Genomic DNA, 21,859 nt, shown 5'->3' with positions numbered 1-21,859 from the left:
GCTCGATCACCTGCTTCACCGCCTCTGCCCGGAACTCATCCGTGTACTGCTTGCTGTTGCCCATAAACACCTCGGTCATTGCCATCAATTATGGCAACCGGATGTCTACGAAAGGCTGGCCGGTCCAGGAACTGGGAAGTGCAGGCGACAAGCTCTGACCGATCAGGTGCGCAGTTGGGAACTCAAGGGCGAGCTGGATGTGGAGCCAGAAATCGAGGGCGTCTTAGGTGCGGATCCAGGAATCAAGGGCATCTTTGGGGGAGATCTGGAAATCGCGGGCGTCCTTGTGGGGAAATACGGGCGGACAGCTGTGGGATCTGGGGCGTTTCCGTTGTGGCAGTCAGCGTAGGCAGGCGCGCAAGGCCAGAGCCAGAGCAAAAATGAGCCAACGAACGCACGGATTCGGGCAATGAAGAATTGCGCATAATGTATATTATGTTACCGCGAGGCCAGGCCGAACCAGTCCGTTGACAACCATCCACTTCAGTTTTGGGGCAGCTTGTGCGGCAACTTGTAGCAGTTGATGCGCTGAGCTACGTGCAGTCCCAATGACTCGCTGTGATCCTGGTGCATCACCAATGGTGCGTCGCGAATCTGTTGCATCTCCAATGATGTTGCCAAGACGCTGCAGCCGCGCGCTTTCGAGAGCATCTAATTTGGGAGTTGGACCCTCCAAATTTGAAGAGTCCAAGCGAACAATTCACTTGCTGGCTCCGGTGTCGCGGTCCCCGAGTCCCAACCACGTCAGAACCCCTTGGACTTCGGCGGTGTCAGTCAAGGTGCTGTCTGATCCATTCCCATGTCGCCTTGTTGAGGTATGGACGAATCCACCGGCGTCAAGGACGATAGGGCCGTCGGGCCCATCGTCTTCAAGTATCTGGAATTGCGGCGAGTACTCGTTCCAATAGCTTTGCAACTCGGCGGTGCGCTCGGGTGCGACAGCCAAAAGCATGCCGTGCACAGCATCGCGGAGGTTGCGCGGTTGTGTTCGATCATTCATATAGTTCAATCTCGGTCAATTTGATCGGCAGCAAATGCCGTCCATCTGAGCTTAGCCTCGCTGGAGGCCACGAGAACGTTGGCGGTAAGAATTCTTCGCCGATCATCCATGCGCGCTACTCGCTGTGCCGTGCCGAGGCGTCGCTTGCACGTTAGATGGATCCATCGTTAGGTAGCGCTCTTCAGCCTAGCAGGGCTGATCCCGACGTCTGCATTGGGTCGAAAGCTATCCTCCCCTACCCCCGATAAATCACCCTAACCGCCTACCCCGGCAATCTCTGCTTTGCCGCCAGAGGCGAACATCTATCGTCACTTAGCCAGGGACCTAAAGCTACTCGCCGTTAGCTGGCTGCCGAGGCGCCCTCATCGCGCCTCGGCGGCCATTTTCTCACCTGCGGTAGTGCATGGAGGCACCAGAGGCATGTCCCAGTTCGTAGCCAGCGTGGCCCATTAACGGCTCTGCCACGACGCCTTGCGCTTCACTCCAGCCTGCGCTGGCGTCGCCGCTGAAGCCACCGATGGCTTCGACCAGCTGCCGCACTTCAGCGCCGGCCGACGTGTCCATCGTGCGGGCCGAAGTAGGCGAGGCTGCGGCCGGCAGCGGCTTGAGCTGGCCGGCGATCGCAGATGCCGAGATGGCGTTGCCTCCGTCTCCAGGCTGGACGAACGCGATAGCGTACTGCCCTCCTTGGAAGTGCTTGAGCACTCGCATCTGCTGAGCAGCGTCACCATCAAGCCGTACGAGCAGATCATCGCCGTCGCGGTAGTAGCTCAGGCGGCTGCGCGCGACTCCGTCGAAGTACAGCCAGTCGGTACCACCACCGGTGTTGTCCACGGTATCCACGCCACCGCCAGCGCGATAGAAGTAGGTGTCGTTGCCGACGCCACCGAACAGCAGATCGTTACCGTCTTCGCCCACCAGCTGATCGTCGCCCCCGCCGCCAATCAGGATGTCGTTGCCCGAACCGCTGAAGCTGCCATTGCCACCGGACAGATAGTCGTTGCCGTCGCCGCCCTCGAGCTTGTCATCCCCGCCCATGCCGAACAGTGTGTCGTCGCCGCCGAGACCTTGGATGCGATCACGGCCACTGGTACCCACCAGCTGCTCGCCGGCCCCCGTGCCGGAGATCTGTGAGGGATAGTCGCCGTCGTTGCCACCTCCCGGATTTCCGCCACCGGTACCCGGCACCAAGGCATTGATGGCCGCCGTGTTCAGCGCCGAGCCCCCTGCCGGCTGCAGGTAGTCCAGCGCCATGTCACCGCCAAGGAAGTGATTGGTGACGGTGACCTTCTGGCTTGCATTGCCGTTGACGGTGATCACCAGGTTGTCGCCATCACGGGCGAAGGTGAGCTTGGCCAACGAAATGTCGTTCTGGAAGATCAACCAGTCCGTACCGCCTCCCGTGTTGTCGATGACATCGATGCCGCCGCCGTAGACGTACTGGTCATCGCCTGCGCCGCCGATGAGCACGTTGCTCCCATCTTCGCCACGCAAGGTGTCATTGCCCAGCCCACCCTCGAGGCGATCATCGCCCGAGCCGGTGCCACTTCCATTGCCACCGGACAGATAGTCGTTTCCGTCGCCTCCGCGCAGGGTGTCATTTCCGCCCATGCCGAACAGTGTGTCGGCGCCCCCCAGACCCTCGATGAGATCCTTGCCGGCACTGCCTGCCAGCTGCTCGCCGGCTGCGGTTCCCTGGATGACCTGGTCAAACTGGCCGCCCGTACTGCCGCCGGCGACGATCTGGTTGATCTGAGCGGTGGTCAGGTACGAACCACCGTCTGGCTGTACGTAGTCGATCGCGGCGTCGCCGCCGAGGAAGTGGTTGGTGACACGGACGGCCGGCGTGGCGGCGTTGTCCAGGGTGATCAGCAGATCGTTGCCGTCGCGACTGAACGAAATCCGCTCGCGGCTGATGCCTCCGGTGAAGAACACACCATCGAAGCCTCCACCTGTGTTGTCCACCGTATCGGTGCCGCTGCTGGCGTCAAACACATACTTGTCATCGCCGCTACCGCCAACCAGCGTGTCGTTGCCACCGCCGCCGACAATCGTATCGTGGCCACCCAGCCCGTGAATGGTGTTGGCTTCCGAATTGCCGGCAAGGTAATTGTCCATCGCATTGCCACTGCCATTGATGGCGCCAGCGCCGGTCAGGAACAGGTTCTCGATGTTGTCCGACAGTACGTACGAAGCGCTCGCCTGGACCTGGTCCTTGCCGGCACCAACGGCCTCGACCACTACGTCGGCACTGTCATCGACAATATAGACGTCGTCGCCGGCACCGCCCTCCATGCGGTCGATACCCTCGCCGCCATCGTGATAGTCGTTGCCATTGCCTCCGTACAGAGTGTCGCTGCCACTGCCACCAAACAGCGAGTCATTGCCATCCAGGCCGTACAGCAGGTCATCGCCATCCCAGCCCCCCAAGGTATTGGCTCCGGCATTGCCGGTGATCACGTTGTCCAGCCCATTGCCATTGCCGGTCTGGATGCCGACGGCCAGGATCAGATTCTCGACCTCATCGGCGAGCACCAGGTTCGTTTCATAGCGCCGCTCGACGGTATCGACGCCCTCGCCGGCGTGCTCGACGATCCAATCACCACTGCTGTCGTTGATGTAGTAATCGTCTCCTTCGCCACCCTGCATCCAGTCGCTACCGGCGCCGCCATCCAGGCGATTGTTGCCTGCATTGCCAGTCAGCTGGTTGTTGCCGCTATTGCCGGTGGCATTGATGTTGCCGGTGCCGGTCAGCACGAGATCTTCCAGGGTATCGCCCAGAATATAATCGATGCTGGATTCCACGGTGTCGTGGCCTTCGCCGGCAAGTTCAACCACCGCATCACCGGTTTGATCCACCACGTAGGTGTCATCGCCCAAGCCACCCAGCATGCGGTCGGCCCCTGCCCCGCCGTCTAGGCGATTGCTGTTGCTGTTGCCTGTCAGTTCGTTGTTGTCAGCGCTGCCGGTGCCGGCGATGGCACCGCTCCCCTCTACCAGCACCAACCGCTCGACGTTGCTCGACAGAGCGTAGTCGCTGGTGGCATGTACGACATCGAGTCCCTCGCCCGCGAGCTCGACGATGCTGTCCAGCTGGCTGTCCACATGGTAGATGTCATCACCGGCACCGCCCTCCATGTGATCGTCCCCGGACTGGCCATCCAGCACATCGTTGCCACTGCCACCCAGCAGGCGGTCATTACCTTGACCGCCGAACAATTGGTCATCACCGGCACCACCGTCCAGCAGGTTGGCACCCTCGTTGCCGGTCAGGATGTTGGCAAGTTCGTTGCCGGTACCGTCGCTGTCCGCAACACCGGTCAGCGTCAGGGTCTCCAGTTGCGCGGACAGTGCATAACTGGCACTGCTCAGTACATGGTCTCGACCGCCGCCGGCGAGCTCGACGATGCGATCATTGCTGTTGTCCACGACATAGGTGTCGTCACCCGCACCGCCGCGCGCCTCGTCCACCCCCTCGCCACCGTCGAGCCAGTCGTTGCCAGCACCGCCCTCCAGCACGTCGGCGCCCTGCCCGCCGAACAGGCGATCGTCGCCGGCCTCGCCGTACAGCGTGTCATCGCCACCATGGCCATGGACCGTGTCGTCGCCCTCTCCGGCGTGCACGAGGTTCTGGCTGGCGTTGCCGTGGATGATGTCGGCCAGCGAGGTGGCTTCGAGCACCGCCAGATCCAGGGCTGTCGGATCGAGCATGCGGGTGAGGCCGCCGGCCACCAACGAAAGCCCCAGGACCGCCAGCCCCGTGGTCGGGTCGAAATAGCGCTCAAGGCGAACCTGGTCGCCACTACCGTCGAGGAAGGTCAGGACCAGATCGGCGTTGTCCCGCCGCAGCACGGCCGAGGCCAGCGCCCGATCGACAAGTTGCAGGGTGGTCGCCCCTTCGGTATCCAGGATCATGTCCTGGCCGTCACCGCTGGTAAACAAGTACTGGTCATCCCCACTGCCACCGGCTAGACGATCATTGCCCGCATCGCCCTGCAGGATGTCATTGCCCTGCCCGCCCATCAGCTCGTCGTCACCAGCACCGCCGCGCAGCTCATCGTTGCCCTGCTCGCCGGCCAGCCAGTCGCGCCCATCGCCGCCATCCAGTACGTCGTTGCCGGCACCGCCGTAGAGCGCGTCCATATCCGCGCCACCGGACAGCAGGTCATCGCCCTCGCCGCCATCCAGCGTATCGCTACCCTGGCCGCCATCCAGCAGGTCGCTGCCCTCGCCGCCCTGTAGCGTGTCATCGCCTTCGCCGCCGAACAGCTGGTCATTGCCCTGCCCGCCGGACAGAATGTCGTGGCCGCCCTCACCGGAAAGAACGTCATCACCCTCATAGCCCTGCAGGTGATCATCGCCAGCGGTGGCCACCTGCACCCGCTGGCGCACGGCCGCCACGGTCCAGACGGTGCCGTCGGCAAAGCGGATCTCATCCACGCGCGAGGGACCGTTGCCGTCGTTCTGGAAGTAGCGCGACACCGTCAGGCGATCGGTGCTGCCCGCACGCACCAGCAGCAGGTCGTCTCCGACCCGGCTGGCGATGATGTCCGCCGGCGCGATGCCCGCGGCGAACGAAATCACGTCAAGGCGTCCAGCACTGTCGTCATAGTTGTCGATGACGTCCTGGCCGAATCCAGCGGCGAACCCGTATAGGTCATTGCCCTGGCCGCCGCGCAGCTGATCGTTGCCGACGCCACCCCACAGCTGGTCATCGCCGGCCCCGCCATCCAGTGTGTCATTGCCGCTGCCGCCCACCAGCAGGTCCTGCCCGTCACCACCATTGAGGCGGTCGTCACCTTCTCCGCCGTCAAGCTGGTCATTGCCATCGTCGCCGTTCAGCGTGTCCGCGCCACCACCACCGGTAAGGGTGTCGTTGCCTCCGCGGCCACTGAGCCATTCGTTGCCGTCTCCGCCATGGATGATGTCGTCGCTGTCATAGCCGTAGAGATCATCCACACCCGGCACGGGAATGAGGACCAGCGCTTTGACATCGGCAATGCTCCACTGCACCCCGTTGGAGAAGCGAATGCGGTCCAGGCGATAGTCGCTCTGGCCGTCCGCACGGAAATAGTCCTGGATATCGACGCGGTCGCCGGTGCTGATGATCTGGATGCACAGATAGTCGCCGCTGCGCCATACCTTCAGGTCTGAAGGAAGAATCCCCGCGCCGATCTCGAGCGTGTCGACGCGACCGCTGGAGGAGTCGTAGTTGTTGATGCGGTCATGACCGCTGCCACGGCCGAACAGATAGCGGTCGCTGCCGTCGCCGCCCTGCAGGTAGTCATCGCCGGCGCCACCGTCAAGCACATCGTTGCCAGCACCGCCGTAGAGTGCATCCGTGCCCAGCCCGCCTTCCAGGCGGTCCGCGCCGGCACCACCGCTTAGGCCGTCATTGCCCGCGTCGCCGCACAGCAGATCATCGCCCTCCCCGCCATCGAGATTGTCCTCGCCTTCGCCTCCGGACAGAAGGTCGGCTCCGGCACCGCCGTAAAGGGCGTCGTCGCCAGCGCCGCCGAACAGGGTGTCGCTGCCTTGGCCGCCGTCCAGCATATCGCCACCGGCACCTCCGAGGATGAGGTCATCGCCTGCACCACCGCGCAGCTGCTCGCGCACATCGGCGGCCTGGTCGCGGCCGACGAGGATTCCATCGTTGCTGCCGAGGCTGCCCGACACCGAGCCGTCCGTCGCCACACTGCTCAATTGCAGGCCGGCGGCAGCAAGTGCCGCAGCGAGATCAGGCTGAGACTCCGCCTGCAGAAGCCAGTTGCGCAGCATGGTCTCGCCCACGGCCCACCCGTTGCCCAACAGGAAGCGCCCCTGCGCTCGCAGCAACTCCGCCAGGTCGATGATGGCATCGGCCTGGCTGTTGGCGAAACGCGTGTTGAGCTTGGCTTCCAGTGCGGCAAAAGCAAAGCTGACATGTCCTGCCTGCACATCCCAAGTGGGCTGGATTAGGTCGGTGTAGCCCTTCAGGCGCGACTTGCTGCTGAGCGTTGCATAGAATGCCTCGAAAATCGCATCGTAGACCTGCACGTATTGCTGCACGGTCTGCGTTCCCCACCAGACATCGGTAATCGGCGCGTAGCCCATGATCGCTTCGACCACGCGCATCTTCATGGTCTGCACTTCATCCAGCCAGGTCGGTTCCGGCCATACCAGAACTTCATTGGGACGCAGGCGCACCACGTTGGTGGAATTGGGATCTTCCACGCCACCGCCGTCGTTGATGCGGATGGCCTGCGAAGAGAAGTAGGGACTAGTACGCGCCCATTCCAGGATCAAATCGTCCAGCAAGTCACGCTGTACCTGGCGGGTCTCTCCTGCAGAGAAGCTGACCAGCAGGGCCTGCAATGCGGGAGACAGTGCGGCTGCCTGGTGCAGAGAGCGTAGGTTGCCGATGCCGCGACTGTTGACCAGCCCGCGGATAGCCTCCGGTACCGCAATATCCTCGGCATAGTCCGAGCGCAGACTGTCGTTGTCGAAGTTGAAATCCTGAAGCAGATGGGTCTGCTCCACGCCGTTCGCATCGCGCCGGCCAAATGTTGAAGAGCCCAGGAGTGCACCACCCTCCACGTCGCCGCTGGCGCCGCCCATGGTGGTACCGAGGAAGGTGATACCCAGCTCCTGCAGGGTCAGCAGTTCTCCTGCATCGGTGATGCCGTTGCCGTTGGCGTCGCGCCACACCGACAGCGACGCGAAAGACGCATCGTTCACATCCACCCGGCCATCGCCGTTGTCATCCAGCGCCGCCAGCGCCTGGAAGCCGTTGGCGGCCCGCTGGCCGTTCGCCAGCCGTGTCTGGTCACCGAACAATTCGCGGCCCGAATCGATCCGCCCGTTGCCATCCAGGTCACGGACCAGCAGGCCATCGCGCGCATCCACCCAGCCACTGGCGGTACGGATACCATCGCCATCGTGGTCGAACAGGGTGCCAGCCCAGCCGCGTTCGGCCACCGTGCGCACTTGGCCGTCTCCATCCAGATCCAGTGCCAGTGGATCGTAACGCTCGATGCGGTAGGTGTTGTCGCCGCGGATGCGCCGCGCGAGGTCCTCGAACCGATCAATGAAGCGGCCCAGTCCATTGTCCATGGCCCAGCCCATTCCCTCGCCGAGAAGGTCAAGGAATCGGCCGAACCCATGGTCCATGACCCAGCCCATCGCTTCGCTCAGTGGAGCTTCAACGCCGGCCGCGCGCAGCACGCCGTTGATGTTCGACAGGATGGCGGCTGCAACATCCTGCACGTAGCCGGTAACCGATCCGTCCTCGCTCTGTACTTGGACGAAATCCTCGCCCAGGCCAAGTGGCGGATCGAACTGGTCGCCCAGCGTGCCTGCCCATCGGTCAGCCTCGCCCAGCTGCATGTCCTTCACAGCCGTCATCACGTCGGTACCAATGATATCCCTCAGCGAGCCCACTTCGCCTGCAAGCACATCAGTGACCACGGAACGGGCCAGGATGTCAGAGCCGTTCTGGAACCACGCCTCGTTCGCGTTGAGCCCATTGACCGTACCCTGCCACATGGTGGCGCCGCGGACCAGATCGCTCACCAGACTGCCATCGTTGGCGTTGATCTTCCCTGCGGCATCGAACCAGTTCGCCATCTTGTTGAGTTCTGCAGCGGTAGCTGCATCCGACCCCCGTGCCTGGGTCTGGGCAAGGTCTCTCAGGTAGCGATATGCATCGGCATGCTGGCCTGAGTTGCTGTAGTTCTGAAGCGTGGTGCGCTGGGACGAATCGAGATTGAGAATACCGGACATGTTCTTCCTTGATACAGCGGCAGTGAAGGGTGGATGGACTGAAGGCGTGATGGATCAGGCGAGGAGCAGGCGCCGCACCTGCAGCGCGTGGAGAGGATGGCGTCTTGGATCAGTGCCTGCCGGGTTCGGACGGGCTCCCAGCGGCAGGTTCCGAGGATGGGCAGGTATGCCCGGAATACCAGTTGTAGGCCCAGGCGGCGAAGCGAAGATGGTCAGCGTGGGATTGCGCGCCGTAGAGATACTGGAGATACATGCCATCCATCTGCATTTCAGCCAGGTAGGTGCCCTTGTCCGTGCTGTCACCGGACCGTTGCGTCGCCAGCACCTGATGCGCGCACGGGCCTTCGAAGCGAAGAATGCCGCGTTCAGGGGGCCAGCTCTGCGGAACCAGACGCTCGAAACCGTCGCCTTCATCCATGACGCGGTCATCGTCGCCAAGCGACATTGACGCGGGCAACGTGGTACCGACGCGTACCAGCAGGCGGATGGACGTCCATGGCGTTCCCGCCGCTCTGCCCGGCCCTTCTTTGACGCGGCCGTTGTCGCGATACAGATTCACGACCACTGCGTTGTCACCCGCCGGGTCGACACCGGGTCGCAGCAGGTAGGGGCGGAGCATCACGTGCACGGGACGCTGAGGGGGAGGACCCTGACATGCAGCCAGTACTGCCAGAAGCGGAAGCAGGAGGAAGCGCAGCATTCGCACGAATGACCTCGTTTGTAGAGTGGTACCGACACCCGCCACAGATGATAGGGAGCTCAACGCTCGCGCATCGCCTCACCTGCATGCTGGCGCAACGGACTCAACAGGTAGTCGATGACCCGCCGTTTCCCGGTCTTGATCTCGGCACTCAGGCTCATGCCTGCGGTCATGCGCACGCGCACCCCGTCGATCTGCAGGGTGGCCTTGTCGAGTTTCACCCGTACCGGGAAGACCAGGCCGAGGTTCTCGTCCTGCATGGCATCGTGAGAGACGCTCACTACTTTCCCTGTGAGGTAGCCGTAGCGGGTATACGGGAAGCTTTCCACCTTCACGGTTACCGCCTGGCCGGTGCGCACAAAGCCGATATCCTTGTTGAGGATGGTAGCTTCGACCTCCAGTGATTCCTCGCTGGGGACGACGGCCAACAGGGGCTGCGCCGGAGTAACCACACCACCCACTGTATGCACGACCAGCTGCTGTACAGTTCCATCGACAGGCGCACGCAGGGTCATCTGGTGGTCGCGCTGCCCTGTTCGCGATACTTCAGGCGCCATCTGCCCGATCTGCTCCTGGGCCTCACGCAGTCCGTCCAGGGTCTGTTGGCGGAAGTCGGCCACCAGCACCCTCAGTTCTTCTTCGGCGGCTCGCTGGGCCGACCGGATCTCCTCCACGCGATTGCGCTGCGCGGCGAGATCACGCTCACCCGCGATGCGCTCCTGCTCCCGCAGCAGGTAGTCGTGGCGCCCCACATAGTTGCCTTCCAGCAGGCTACGGTAATCGTCTGCGCGCAGGCGGGAGATTCGTGCCGACTCCTCCAGCGGCTTCACCGAGGCCTGCGTGGTTTCCAGTTCCGCGCGGCGCTGTGCGATCAAGGCCTGCAGGTTGTGGCGCTTGGCCTGCAGCGCCTCGTACTGGCTTCGCGCCAGCGCCTGCTCGGCCTGCACCCGGCCTGCCGGCAGGTCCGGATCAACATGGAATACCGGCGCTGTGCCATCTTCCAAGGCCTCGGCGAGGGCGCGCAGACGTAGGGAGGCCATGCGCGCGTTCAACAATGCATCGTCCGCCTTGGCTACGTCGGCGGAGGTGGCGGTGGCATCGAGTTCAATCAGCACCTGCCCTGCTTTCACCGCCTGCCCGTCACGCACCAGAATCCGGCGCACCACGCTGGTTTCTGCCGGCTGCACCACCTTGGTCCTTGAGTCCACGACGGTTTTCCCGGGCGCCACAGCAACGATATCGAGCTTGCCGAAACTGGCCCACAGCACCGCCACGCAGAACAACGCGATGATGATGCGCAGCGTCCACCGTGCCGTAGGCGACGCCGGGGTCTCAATCAGCTCCAGATGCGCAGGCAGGAAGGCGCGCTCGTCTGCCTCGCGCGCAGGCGGATCCATCTCGTGGCGGGCCCGCCAAGCGCTACGGAACACGGCAAGGTAACGCGCCGCAAAGACGCCCACCGCATCACGGATGTGCTTCATGCCGCCCCCTGCTGCAGGCGATGCAGCTGCGCATAGTGCCCATCTGGCAGGGCCAGCAGCTCATCGTGCGTTCCGCTCTCGACGATGCGACCGCGGTCCACGACGACGATGCGGTTGGCCCTGCGCACGGTGGAAAGGCGATGCGCGATGATGATGACCGTTCGGCCCCTGCAGATCTCGCGCATGTTGGACATCACCGCGTGCTCCGACTCGTAGTCCAGGGCACTGGTGGCCTCATCCAGGATCAGGATTCGGGGATCGGTGATCAGCGCACGGGCGATCGCTACGCGCTGCCGCTGGCCACCCGACAGGCCCGCGCCATGCTCCCCCACTTTGGTGTCATAACCCTCGGGCAGTGCCGAGATGAACTCGTGGGCGCCGGCAAGGGTCGCCGCCTTGATCACCTGTTCAAGCGGCATGCCCGGATCACTGAGTGCGATGTTCTCACGCACGCTGCGGTTGAACAGGAAGTTCTCCTGAAGTACCACGCCCAGCTGCCTCCGCAGCCAGGCAGGATCGGCCAGGGCCAGATCATGCCCATCCACCAGCACCCGTCCGCGCTCTGGCGTGTACAGGCGCTGCACCAGCTTGGTCAGCGTGCTCTTGCCGGACCCCGAACGCCCGACGATGCCAATGACCTGCCCGGCCGCCACGTGCAAATCGATGCCGGCAAGAACCTCCGGGGTATCCGGGCGATAGCGGAATCCGACCTGCTCGAAGGTGATGTCGCCACGGATGGACGGTAGTGCCATCCGGCTGCCGGGCAGTTCCGTGCGGGTGTTGAGGATATCGCCGAGACGCTGGACAGAAATGCCCACCTGCTGGAAGTCCTGCCACAGCTGGGCCAGGCGGATGATCGGCGCGGCGACCTGTCCAGACAACATGTTGAAGGCGATCAGCTGGCCCAGTGACAGCTGGCCATCAATGACCAGCTTTGCCCCCCAGAACAGGATGGCAACACTGACCAGCTTCTGCACGAGCTGCACGCTCTGCTGGCCGACGGTCGCGATCTTGGTGACGCCGAATCCGGCATTCACATATCCCGCCAGCTGGCTGTCCCAGGTGCGTGTCACCCGGGGATCGACCGCATTGGCCTTGACCGTGCCGATGCCACTGATGGTTTCGACCAGGAAGGACTGGTTGTCCGCGCCGCGTGCGAACTTCTCATCCAAGCGCTTGCGCAGCACGGGGGTGATGCCCGCCGAAACAAGCGCATAGAGCGGTAGCGAGACCAGGACGATAAGGGTCAGCCAGCCGCTGTAGTAGAACATCACGGCCAGGAACACCACGGTGAACAACAGGTCGAGGACCGACGTCAACGCCTGCCCGGTCAGGAAGTTACGGATGTTCTCCAGTTCGCGCACGCGGGCAATGGTGTCGCCCACACGTCGGGATTCGAAGTACGCGAGCGGCAACGCCAGTACATGCCGGAACAGCCGGGCACCGAGCTCGACGTCGATCTTGCTGGTGGTATGGGCGAACACATAGGTACGCAGCCCGCTGAGTACGACGTCGAAAATGGCGATCGACACCAGCCCGATCGCGATCACATCCAGCGTTGTCAGGCCGCGATGCACCAGGACCTTGTCCATCACCACTTGGTAGAACAGAGGCGTGACCAGTGCAAACAACTGGATGAAGAACGAGACGATGAAGACTTCCAGCAGCATTTTCCGATATTTGATCACCGCCGGAATGAACCAGCTGAAATCAAACCGGGCCAGCTCGCCGAGAACAGAAGCCCGCGATGCGACCTGCAGCAGGCGTCCGCGGTAGCGTTGCCGGAGCGCTGCCATGTCAATGCTCTGCGGGCGCTTCTGGGCCAGATCGTGGATCAGCACCTGATCGCCATTGATGCGGGCAATGATGAACGCATCACCGTCCTCACCTAGTGCAAGCGCAGGCAGGTTGGCCAGCGCCAGGCGCGCGCAGGGCGTTGACACCATCCGCGCCTTGAAGCCCAGCTTGCGGGCCGCCAGGACCAGGGTAGTTTCGTCCATGGGGGCATTGCCCAGCCCAGCGTCGTGTGCCAGCTGACTGGCGTCGGCCGCAATGCCATGAAATTGAGCAAGCAGTACCAGACCACGCAACGCCAGATCCTGTCGATCCTGCGCACGCACTACCTCCGACACCGAAAGTGCCGCGTCTCCCTCTGACATAGAATCCCCTGCGCAGCTTCCATTGTGCGCAACCCCGACGCGGAGATTGGGGTCACCAAAGTCCTCTGTCAAGAGGGGGCAATCTGTGAGACGCGCCCCTTGGCCGGAAGCTTCGGCACGTGCCAAAAGAAGAAATTGGTGCCCCCTCTCGATTTGCACCGCCGCGTGCGATCGAACAACGTGATGTACGACTACAGGATCTCCATGGCAGGTGCAGTTGACCGACCGATGGCGCCTCCCTGTATCAGCAAGGGCACACTGGAGACTCCATCGAGGAGAGGAAGGGCCGAGGCCTCCATGCCAAAGCTGCTCATTGCGGAGACCAGGCTGTTCAGCTCCCCATGCTCCACCCCAAGTACCGCTGTCGTGCCGGCGCTGGACTGCCACGCCGCCTCGAGCGCCGGCTGCAGCACCTGACGCTCGGCTGCGGTGAGGATGTCCCCGTTAGACTTGCCCAACTGCTGCATGGCCGAGAACAACGCCTGCACCTCAGAGGAATGCAGAAGCATGCCATCAGCTTCGATCGTTTCGACTCGATATTGGTCGCCCAAGAACCAGTTCTCGATGATGAGGGATTCCTGTCCGCCCAAAACCTTGATCGACAGATCGTTGGATCCGTTCGCACGCGTCAGCCACAAGCGATCATGCGATATCCCGCGGAAGCGCGCGACGTCATGGTCGCCAGCCTGACTTTGAGTTTCCACGATGGTGTCGGTGCCATAGCCCGATCCCATGAGATAGGTGTCGCTGCCATCGCCACCGACCAGCCGGTCCCAGCCCCCGCCACCGTCCAGGGTGTCGTTGCCCCCGAGGCCATTGAGCGTATTCCCGCCAGAGTTGCCGGTCATTACGTTGTCTGCCGCATTGCCGTTGCCGGTAAATCCATGGGAGTAGAGGAAGCTGAGGTTCTCCAGGCCCTCGCTCAACGTATAGTCCGTAGAAGCCTTTACGGTGTCGATACCCTCGCCGGCCAGTTCAACGATCCAATCGCCGGGATCGTCTACCACGTACGTGTCGTTGCCTCGCCCCCCTGTTAGGCCGTCCCGGCCTCCCTGGCCATCCAGCACGTCATCACCATCCATACCCCACAGAAGGTTGTTGCCGTAATCTCCGGTTATCACGTTGTCCAGCGCATTACCGCTTCCGTCCCCCCAACCGCTCACCTGCAGATTCTCCAGGTGTGCGCCCAATGTGTACCCGGAGACAGAGGTTCGCACCAGGTCAATACCCTCTCCGGCCAGCTCAACGATAACGTCATCGTCTGCGCCGAGGTTGTACACATCATCGCCTGAGCCGCCTTCGAGGTGATCGCGACCGGCACCTCCAGTGAGCTCGTCGTTGCCTTCGCCACCATATAGGAAATCGTCCCCTGAACCGCCCTCAAGCACATCCGCGCCGCCCAACCCCCAAATATGATTGCCCTTCTCGTTACCACGAAGGATGTTTGCAGCCGAAGTGCCGGTCGCGTCGATCGCATTGGTGCCGCTCAATGTCAGATTCTCAACGTTGTCACCCAGCGTGAAGGTCACAGTGGAGAACACGCTGTCGACGCCCTCTCCGGCAAGCTCGATAACCTGATCGCTGGCGTGGTCGACACTGTAGCTGTCGTTACCCTTGCCGCCGTACATAAAATCGGCCCCGCCTCCGGCATCGATGCGATCATTTCCTTCGTAGCCGTAGATCACATCGGAGTTCCAGGTTCCGGTGAGATCTTCGCTAGAGGATGTGCCATTGATCAGCGATGCAGCCCCCACAATCGTGATGCTCGCGACGGCCTGCTGCCCGAATGCGTCCGTGGCGACGATGTAGACCCCGTAAGTAGAACTCCAGTCGCTTGGCGCTTGGCCGCTCAACGTGCGCGTCGCCGCGTCGAACTGCATCCATTCCGGCTGATTACGGGTCTCCCAAGTTAGCGATCCATTATCACTGAACAGATCGGCGGGGAATGTGTAGCTGAAGATGCGGCCCGCCACTGCCGCGGCCGGCGCAAGCGTGCGATTGACGGCAGGTGCTGCGTCTACTCTTGCAAGCAAATCCTGTGTCGTCCAAGTGGTCCCATCGGCGAAAACAACTTCATCGATTGCGCCGCCACTAAGCTCTCCGAAAGAAAGCTGATTATCCAAGGTGACGAGGTCATCAGGGCGACCTGCGAAATGCATGGTCAGTCCAGTTTCGTCCCTGCGGGTGACGACTACGTCGGCCGGGTTCAAGCCTTCGCCCAGAAATAGGCGGTCGAATCCGCTTCCGAATTGGTCATAAGATGAATCATAGGGCAATGCATCCATGATCGAATCGTGACCATCGCCTGCATTGAAGTGGAAACTATCGTCACCGAAGCCGCCTATGAGCGTGTCGTCACCAATTCCGCCATGCAGCCGGTCAGCGCCTTCCCCACCGCGCAGCATGTCGTTACCCGCCCCGCCATGTACGACGTCGTCCCCCAGGCCTCCACGAATGTTATCCCCGGCAGAACCACCAGTAATGGTGTCATCCCCCCCCATGCCATAGATAAACTCACCGTTGTCGCCACCGATCATCACCTCGGCGGCAGCGGTTCCCACGCGCGACTGATCAGGCTCGCCGGTCAGGACGGCGTTTGCGATTACATGGGCGTAGAATTCATCGGCAAGCATGACGCTGCCATCGGCAAATTCGACCCGATCTATCTCGCCCGAGCTAGTTACGGACGCCTCGGTATTGCCGAGCGCCGTATAGATAATGAAGACATCCTCGGTACCCTTTATGCGGATGCTGAGGGACAGCCCGTTAAACATGTTGGTACCAAGGGCAAACTCCAGATCGGACAATGCGATATCAGGGCCGAGCCGCAGGGTGTCCGTACCGTCTTGGGAGGCATAGCGCACCCAATCCACCTGGTTGCCACGCTGGAACAGGTAGATATCGTCTCCATCGCTGCCACTCAAGTTGTCCTCGCCTGCACCACCATCCATCAGCGCAACGCCGTTACGTGCGTCTAGTGTGTCATTGCCGTTGCCGCCGTACAGTGCGTTGCTACCTTCATCACCGAAGAGGAAGTCATCGCCGTCTCCGCCGCGTAGGATGTCGTCATCTCTCCCGCCGCTGAGCCAATCGTTGCCCGCCCCACCATCGAGAACGTCAGCCCCATCTTGGCCGGACAGTGAATCGTCGCCCTCGCGTCCCGCCAGCGAATCCGGAGTTTCGTACCCAATAAGGACGTCATCGCCAGAAGTGGGTTGGATCAGGGCTTCGCGGATCCATTGCTGAGTCAACACGCGGCCGTCATGGAAGTAGATGGAGGGCGCACTGCCCTCTTCCGCCTGCATGTAGCTACGCAACGTCAGGGACCACTCGGTACTGGCAAGCATGCTGATGACCAGGTCATCACCACTGCGCCTTACAGCTACCTGATCGAAGTCGATATCCGAAGCCAGGTGGATGACGCTGTCCGCATCACGGTCATCGATGACGTCATGGCCCGCGCCAACTTCGAACCGATACGTATCCAGTCCAGTGCCGCCCTGAAGAGTATCGTCGCCTGCACCACCCTCGAGGGTATCATCACCCTCTCCACCCACCAACTGATCGCCTCCCGCATCACCGCGAAGGACATCATCGCCCGTGCCGCCGTCGAGATAATCCCATCCGTAACCGCCCAGCAGGATGTCCGCGCCATCATCACCGATCAATCCGTCGTCACCGTCCCCGCCGATCAGCGTGTCATTGCCCTCGCCGCCCTGCAGCGTATCACCGCCGGCACCTCCATCCAGTGTGTCATTACCGCTACCCCCGTCGAGATAGTCCCAGCCGTCGTCTCCGTAGAGTCGATCATTGCCTTCCCCACCCTCGAGGCGGTCATCTCCCCTTCCGCCGTTGAGTACGTCATCACCGGCGTCACCGCTCATCACATCGCTGCCGTCGCCACCGTTGAGCAGATCATTGCCCATGCCGCCAGACAGTTCGTCGTTGCCAGCGTCGCCCGACAAGGTGTCGTTCCCGTCATCGCCGAATAGCCGGTCATCATCTTCGCCGCCGGACAGCCTGTCGTCGCCAGTATCGCCGCGCAACTGGTCGACACCCCTTCCGCCGTTGAGGTCGTCATTGCCACTTCCACCGAACAAGGCGTCGTCGCCCTCGCCGCCGTGGAGTTGGTCATTGCCACCATTGCCCTGGAGGCGATCATCGCCCTCCCCGCCATCCAGAAAGTCGTTTCCATGGAGGGCTTCAGGCGTGAACCAATCATCCCCGAACAGATCGTCGTTTCCGGCCCCACCAGACAGCGTGTCGTTCCCCTCGTTGCCTATCAGGAGGTCCTGGCCCGCTCCGCCGTCGAGTTCATCATTGCCGGTAGGTCCAGGCGAATACACTGGATCGTCCAGATTGTCGTTGAGTCGATCTCCCCACAACTCGTCATTGCCGTCGCCGCCACTCAAGATGTCGGCACCACCCTGCCCATAGATGAGGTCGTTGCCTGCACCACCATCGATGATGTCGGCCCCCGCGATATTCGCGAGGTTCGAGACGTCGCCCAGCACGTACATCAAACTGGGATTTATGGCGGTTAGGACATCGCCAAGGATGAGGTCGTCATCATCGCCACCGTTGATGAGATCCGCATCATGACCACCAATCAGTACATCACTCCCCGATCCACCATCGATTACGTCGTCTCCTTCGCCTGAGGCCACGGTGTCGGCACCCGCGCCAGCATCAATGACATCTCTACCATTGCGATGCTGGTTCGCGTCAAGCCATCCCCAGATGCCTGTGCCGCTAAATCCCCAGGCGTAGATTTCCAGGCCCCCCAGCCGGCCAAGTCTGTCACTCGGGTCGAGGGCCTGGCCGTTTTTGTACTTAGCCACCCATCCATTGCCGTACGCATGGACAGGTTGCCCGGCATACTGGCTTTGGAAGTACTCTAGTGACATCCCCATCTCTTCGGCGGTGCGCCAGTTCATTACGAACGAGCCGTTCAGGATGATGTCGTTTCCACTGCCGGCGGTAATGTGATTCTCGCCCGGCCCGCCTAGCAGCAGATCGTCACCACCGCCCCCGTCGATGTAGTCATCGCCGTAGCCGCCATCGATACCGTCATTTCCCTCCAGGCTCCGGATATTGTCATCACCGCTGGCGACGCTATTTGAATCGCCATCGCGGCCTACAAGGTCATCGCCATTGGTTTCCGCGATCGGGTTCTCTGGAGTTCCGGGCTGATTGTAGGTGGGCAGAGTGATCCCTAGATGTCCGTCGACCCACTTTTCCACCACTATGCGGCTGTTGGTTGCACGGTGCACGATAATCAGCGATCGCGTTCCATCTTGGTTGAGCGCACCAAGCAGCAGGTTGAACTTGTCATCTGCGGTTCTCCAATAGAAGCCCTGCGCACCATATCTGTGCACCGCGCCACTGCCGAGATCGGTACCGAACGCCGCGCCATTGAACAGGATGACGCCCTGCCCATCGTCATCTACGATGATGTCGCGGGTGGCGCCTTCGGCAAAATCCTCATCCTTGAACTCATAGGTGTCCATCCCATTGCCGCCGTACAGTCGGTCATTGCCGGTGCCACCCCACAGTTCATCGTTGTGGTCCCCGCCCTCCAGCACATCGTCGCCCCCGTGCCCATCCAGTATGTCATTGCCGGCACCACCGCCCAGGACGTCTGCGAGGGCGTCGCCATACAGTCCGTCGTTACCACCGCCGCCGACGACGATATTTGATCTCCCGGAGATCCCAAACACCTGGTCGTTCCCAGCGGTGCCGATCAGCGCTGCAAGCTCAGTTCCGTCGAACTGCTGGAAGCCCTGCCCATAGAGTTCATAGCAGCGCTCGACCATATAGCGCATTTCACTGTCGCCGAATATCCGCTGGAAGCCGGCCGATGCAGATTCCTCGAATGCGTCCTCCACCAGCCCGACTATGCCTGTCGCAGTCAAAAGTGGGCCGAGATACGGGAAGCGGTCCAAGGTCGCATCGATCAAGGTACCGACGACTCCCATGGTGAGCACGGTCGCCATCGTGCTGTAGTCGCCATCGCGCGCAGCAATGATGAGGTCGCCGACGTCCAACGCGGTCTGGATTGCCCCTCCTGTAATACCGACCATCTCGCCAATGGTGCCGGCTGTTCCAGGGAGTTTGATTGCCGTCGCCTGCTCAAGAATGCCAAGCACATCACTAAGCTTGTCGACGTGCAGGCGTCCATCATCGTGGATGCGCTCCACGATGTTCTCGAAGCTATCAAGATAGGTCGCTTGCAGCGATTGCCAGGCCGGATCGCCGGCGAGATCGGGGATCTGCCCGAACATGCGGACCAGCTCGATGGCCTGTGCACTTGCCCGTGCATAGGCTTCATTGATGCGCAGAGCGACCTCTTCATCGGGCGAACTGTTGCCGAGAGCCGAAATCTCTATTCCGGCCTGTTTCAACTCCCGTCCGTACAATGCCGCCAACTGACGGGACAGGCCAACCAAGAGTGACTGCATCTGCACTGCCGTGTACGTCATTTTCTTTCCTTGGAGTCGAGATGGAAATGCGATCGGACCGATTGAAACGGAATGCAGCCATTGCCGGCTATGAAGTGATGATCATAGATACGGGCTCTTGTGAGAATGGCGCGAGGCGGCTGCGCGTGCGCTGGTCGCAAAGTGGAATTCCGGGCCGGGCACATGACGCGAACCGGAGCCAAAGCGAGCGAAACCAGCACATTGCATACCGGTGATGTCGACCGAAATCAAGGCCCTCCCGTTTCTCCACCGTGGCCATCCTTGTCTCCCCGGCGCATGTTTGCATGCGGACTACGTTATCGGCAATGGGGGAGAATCTACTGGCGTTGGTTGTGATCAGTTCGCCAGCTACTGCCCAAATGTTGCGGGGCTTCGACTGCACCAGTTCGGCGAGGCAAAAGCCGCACTCTGCATGGCCACCTCCAAAGGCATCTCGAGCTCAGGAAGCCCGCTGCCCCCCCACCCCCCTTGACACCGCAGCATGCAGATCCAGTGTCGCCTCGACCGCCCAATCCATGCTTGCGAAAGACTCGATCCAAGTGGCGGGCCGGTGGCAGCTGAGCACATCGCGGAGGGCAGGATCGTGGCTGTGCCTGACAATTGGCATATCCCCTTCCCGGCTACGCCACTACTGCACCATTTACCAGCCGCCGTAGCCCTAGTCACCAAACTGGTCGCGTCGTCGAAGGTGGATGTGTGATTTTCGGGGGCGATGTAGAGCAGGGCATCGGTCTCAAAGCATCTGTTCAATGCCGGCCGGAAGATGAGCCCCCCCCCTACCCCCGATAAACAGCAAGCATCGCCAGATGTCGGCACCCTCGGCCATGACGCCAATAACGAATTGGAATGCAGTTAGGACGGGGTCCCAGCGTGGGGATTCGTCACATCCCGTCGCGACACATTGTCAACCATGCTTTGCCTTCATTCCATGGAGCTAAGAAGTTCGCCGGAAGGATGCTCACATTGTCAATCAAACCTTGGGTCCACGGCCCCGTTGATCTGCTCCGCCACGGGGAGGAGCATCGCCAAGGCTCGCGTGACTTCGATCGGCGTATAGCGCTTATCAGCTTCGACAATGCCATCGAGATGGCTGTGGTGACATTTCTGGATCTAAATCCCGCCCAGCGAGGCGGACTTATCTATCGTCAAGATGAAGTGACGCACTGGAAGCGAAACTTCCACACCAAGCTTGAGTTCATCGAGCGCTTCGCCAATACGAAGGGCTCCCCGATGATGGTCCAGCGCGACGAGATGATCTACTACCATAGCCTGCGCAATGATTTGTACCACGGTGGAAATGGCACCGTACCGGCACTACATGCCATTGAAGGTGCACGGAGCGCTGCATTCTGGGTCGTCATGTTGCTCTTTGACGTGGATGCGGAGCCCTTGCTAAGCGAGGATGTAGACCAGGCACTCACGCACCTACAATCGGTCTCGCCTGAAACTGAATTCCTAGGGCAGTTTCTCGACATCAAGAAGACGCTCGACGAAGTCCTCACCGTCCTCCATGCAACGGTCGCTGCTGATAGCAGCCTCGACGAACGTCTGCGTGTCGCCCCCCCTGAAGCCCAGCTGCAAATGACGGCGTCACGGGTGACCGCGGAGGCAGAGCTGATCAAGCAGCGCCTAGTCGAAGGCAAGCCCACCGGCATCAGCGACACTGAGCTGCAATCTCTTACAGAGCAACTCGGCTCTCTGTCCTCATACTACCGCGATCGCTTGCGCGCCTACCAACTTGACCTGATCGAAGCTGCCTTCGACGCCACACTGCGTAAGCGAACTACGGGTGGCATCGCCGGATTGATTCAGCAGCCCATGGGATCCGGCGTCATATCGTCCATGATTGGATACTTGGCGCGTTGCCGTGAATCGAGCGAGCTCGGTTCAATCCCGCAGATCGTAATTGTGGACAGGCTAGTCTTGGCAGAGCAATTGATCCAGTCGGTCCGGCAGGCGCCAAACGATGGTGAAGCATTGGACGTTGTGCGTGCCGACTCCAGAGAGGAATTGCACAAGCTGCTGCTAGATAACCGTCCGAGGTTAGTTGTGACCACACTACGGTCGATTTCCATGCTGGAAACGACGATACGCCATACGTGTCTGGTTGTCGGTCTATCGTTGGCTTCCATTGAATCTGCCGCACAGGTTGGACCGGCCAGAGTTCTGTAGACACTCAGTTGCCGCTCTGCGCGTAGCGCCTTTCAAACTCTACCGGTGACAGTCCGCCAGCGGAACCATGCCGGCGGATCGGGTTGTAGAACATCTCGATGTAG

General features: G+C 61.4%; 7 protein-coding genes. 2 read left to right on the top strand and 5 right to left on the bottom strand.

Annotated elements, in window-relative coordinates; translation table 11 throughout:
* Window positions 1-349, top strand: a 349-nt coding sequence (locus tag ACM0PY_RS20365; protein WP_495493293.1) for a hypothetical protein, incomplete at its 5' end; no start/stop codon positions are given.
* A 1,038-nt stretch (window positions 350-1,387) separates the two neighbouring features.
* On the opposite strand, the gene ACM0PY_RS20360 is transcribed toward ACM0PY_RS20365, so the two are convergent.
* The 5 genes from ACM0PY_RS20360 to ACM0PY_RS20340 all read right to left on the bottom strand — a co-directional run bounded on the left by ACM0PY_RS20360 (window position 1,388) and on the right by ACM0PY_RS20340 (window position 19,583).
* Window positions 1,388-8,761: an SPM autocatalytic domain-containing protein gene (locus ACM0PY_RS20360; protein ID WP_414609473.1), complete on the bottom strand. Its 7,374-nt coding sequence runs from the start codon at window positions 8,759-8,761 to the stop codon at window positions 1,388-1,390.
* A gap of 109 nt (window positions 8,762-8,870) precedes the next feature.
* Entirely contained in the window at window positions 8,871-9,380 is a 510-nt protein-coding gene (locus ACM0PY_RS20355; protein WP_146257816.1) for a hypothetical protein, read from the bottom strand.
* Between the two features lie 140 nt (window positions 9,381-9,520).
* Window positions 9,521-10,942: an HlyD family type I secretion periplasmic adaptor subunit gene (locus ACM0PY_RS20350; protein ID WP_134970249.1), complete on the bottom strand. Its 1,422-nt coding sequence runs from the start codon at window positions 10,940-10,942 to the stop codon at window positions 9,521-9,523.
* On the bottom strand, window positions 10,939-13,101 hold the full coding sequence (locus ACM0PY_RS20345) for a type I secretion system permease/ATPase (RefSeq protein ID WP_414609476.1): 2,163 nt from the start codon (window positions 13,099-13,101) through the stop codon (window positions 10,939-10,941). The genes ACM0PY_RS20350 and ACM0PY_RS20345 overlap by 4 nt, the downstream gene beginning before the upstream one ends.
* Before the next feature lie 191 nt (window positions 13,102-13,292).
* Window positions 13,293-19,583, bottom strand: coding sequence for a calcium-binding protein (locus tag ACM0PY_RS20340; protein WP_414609474.1), 6,291 nt, complete (start codon window positions 19,581-19,583; stop codon window positions 13,293-13,295).
* Window positions 19,584-20,546: 963 nt separating this feature from the next.
* Here ACM0PY_RS20340 and ACM0PY_RS20335 point away from each other — a divergent pair.
* Complete coding sequence (locus ACM0PY_RS20335; protein WP_414609475.1) at window positions 20,547-21,755, top strand: hypothetical protein; 1,209 nt, start codon at window positions 20,547-20,549, stop codon at window positions 21,753-21,755.
* Window positions 21,756-21,859 lie beyond the last annotated feature (104 nt).

Origin of the sequence: Stenotrophomonas sp. BR163, assembly GCF_047520985.2 — a bacterium.
GTDB classification, from domain to species: Bacteria; Pseudomonadota; Gammaproteobacteria; order Xanthomonadales; family Xanthomonadaceae; genus Stenotrophomonas; species Stenotrophomonas sepilia.
The sequence above is the reverse complement of the archived record's forward strand: the minus strand, read 5'-3'. Positions and strand labels throughout refer to the sequence as shown.

Coding starts and splice junctions, on each gene's coding strand:
- ACM0PY_RS20360 (WP_414609473.1), bottom strand. CDS start 8,761: ATGTCCGGTATTCTCAATCTCGATTCGTCCCAGCGCACCACGCTTCAG.
- ACM0PY_RS20355 (WP_146257816.1), bottom strand. CDS start 9,380: ATGCTCCGCCCCTACCTGCTGCGACCCGGTGTCGACCCGGCGGGTGAC.
- ACM0PY_RS20350 (WP_134970249.1), bottom strand. CDS start 10,942: ATGAAGCACATCCGTGATGCGGTGGGCGTCTTTGCGGCGCGTTACCTT.
- ACM0PY_RS20345 (WP_414609476.1), bottom strand. CDS start 13,101: ATGTCAGAGGGAGACGCGGCACTTTCGGTGTCGGAGGTAGTGCGTGCG.
- ACM0PY_RS20340 (WP_414609474.1), bottom strand. CDS start 19,583: ATGACGTACACGGCAGTGCAGATGCAGTCACTCTTGGTTGGCCTGTCC.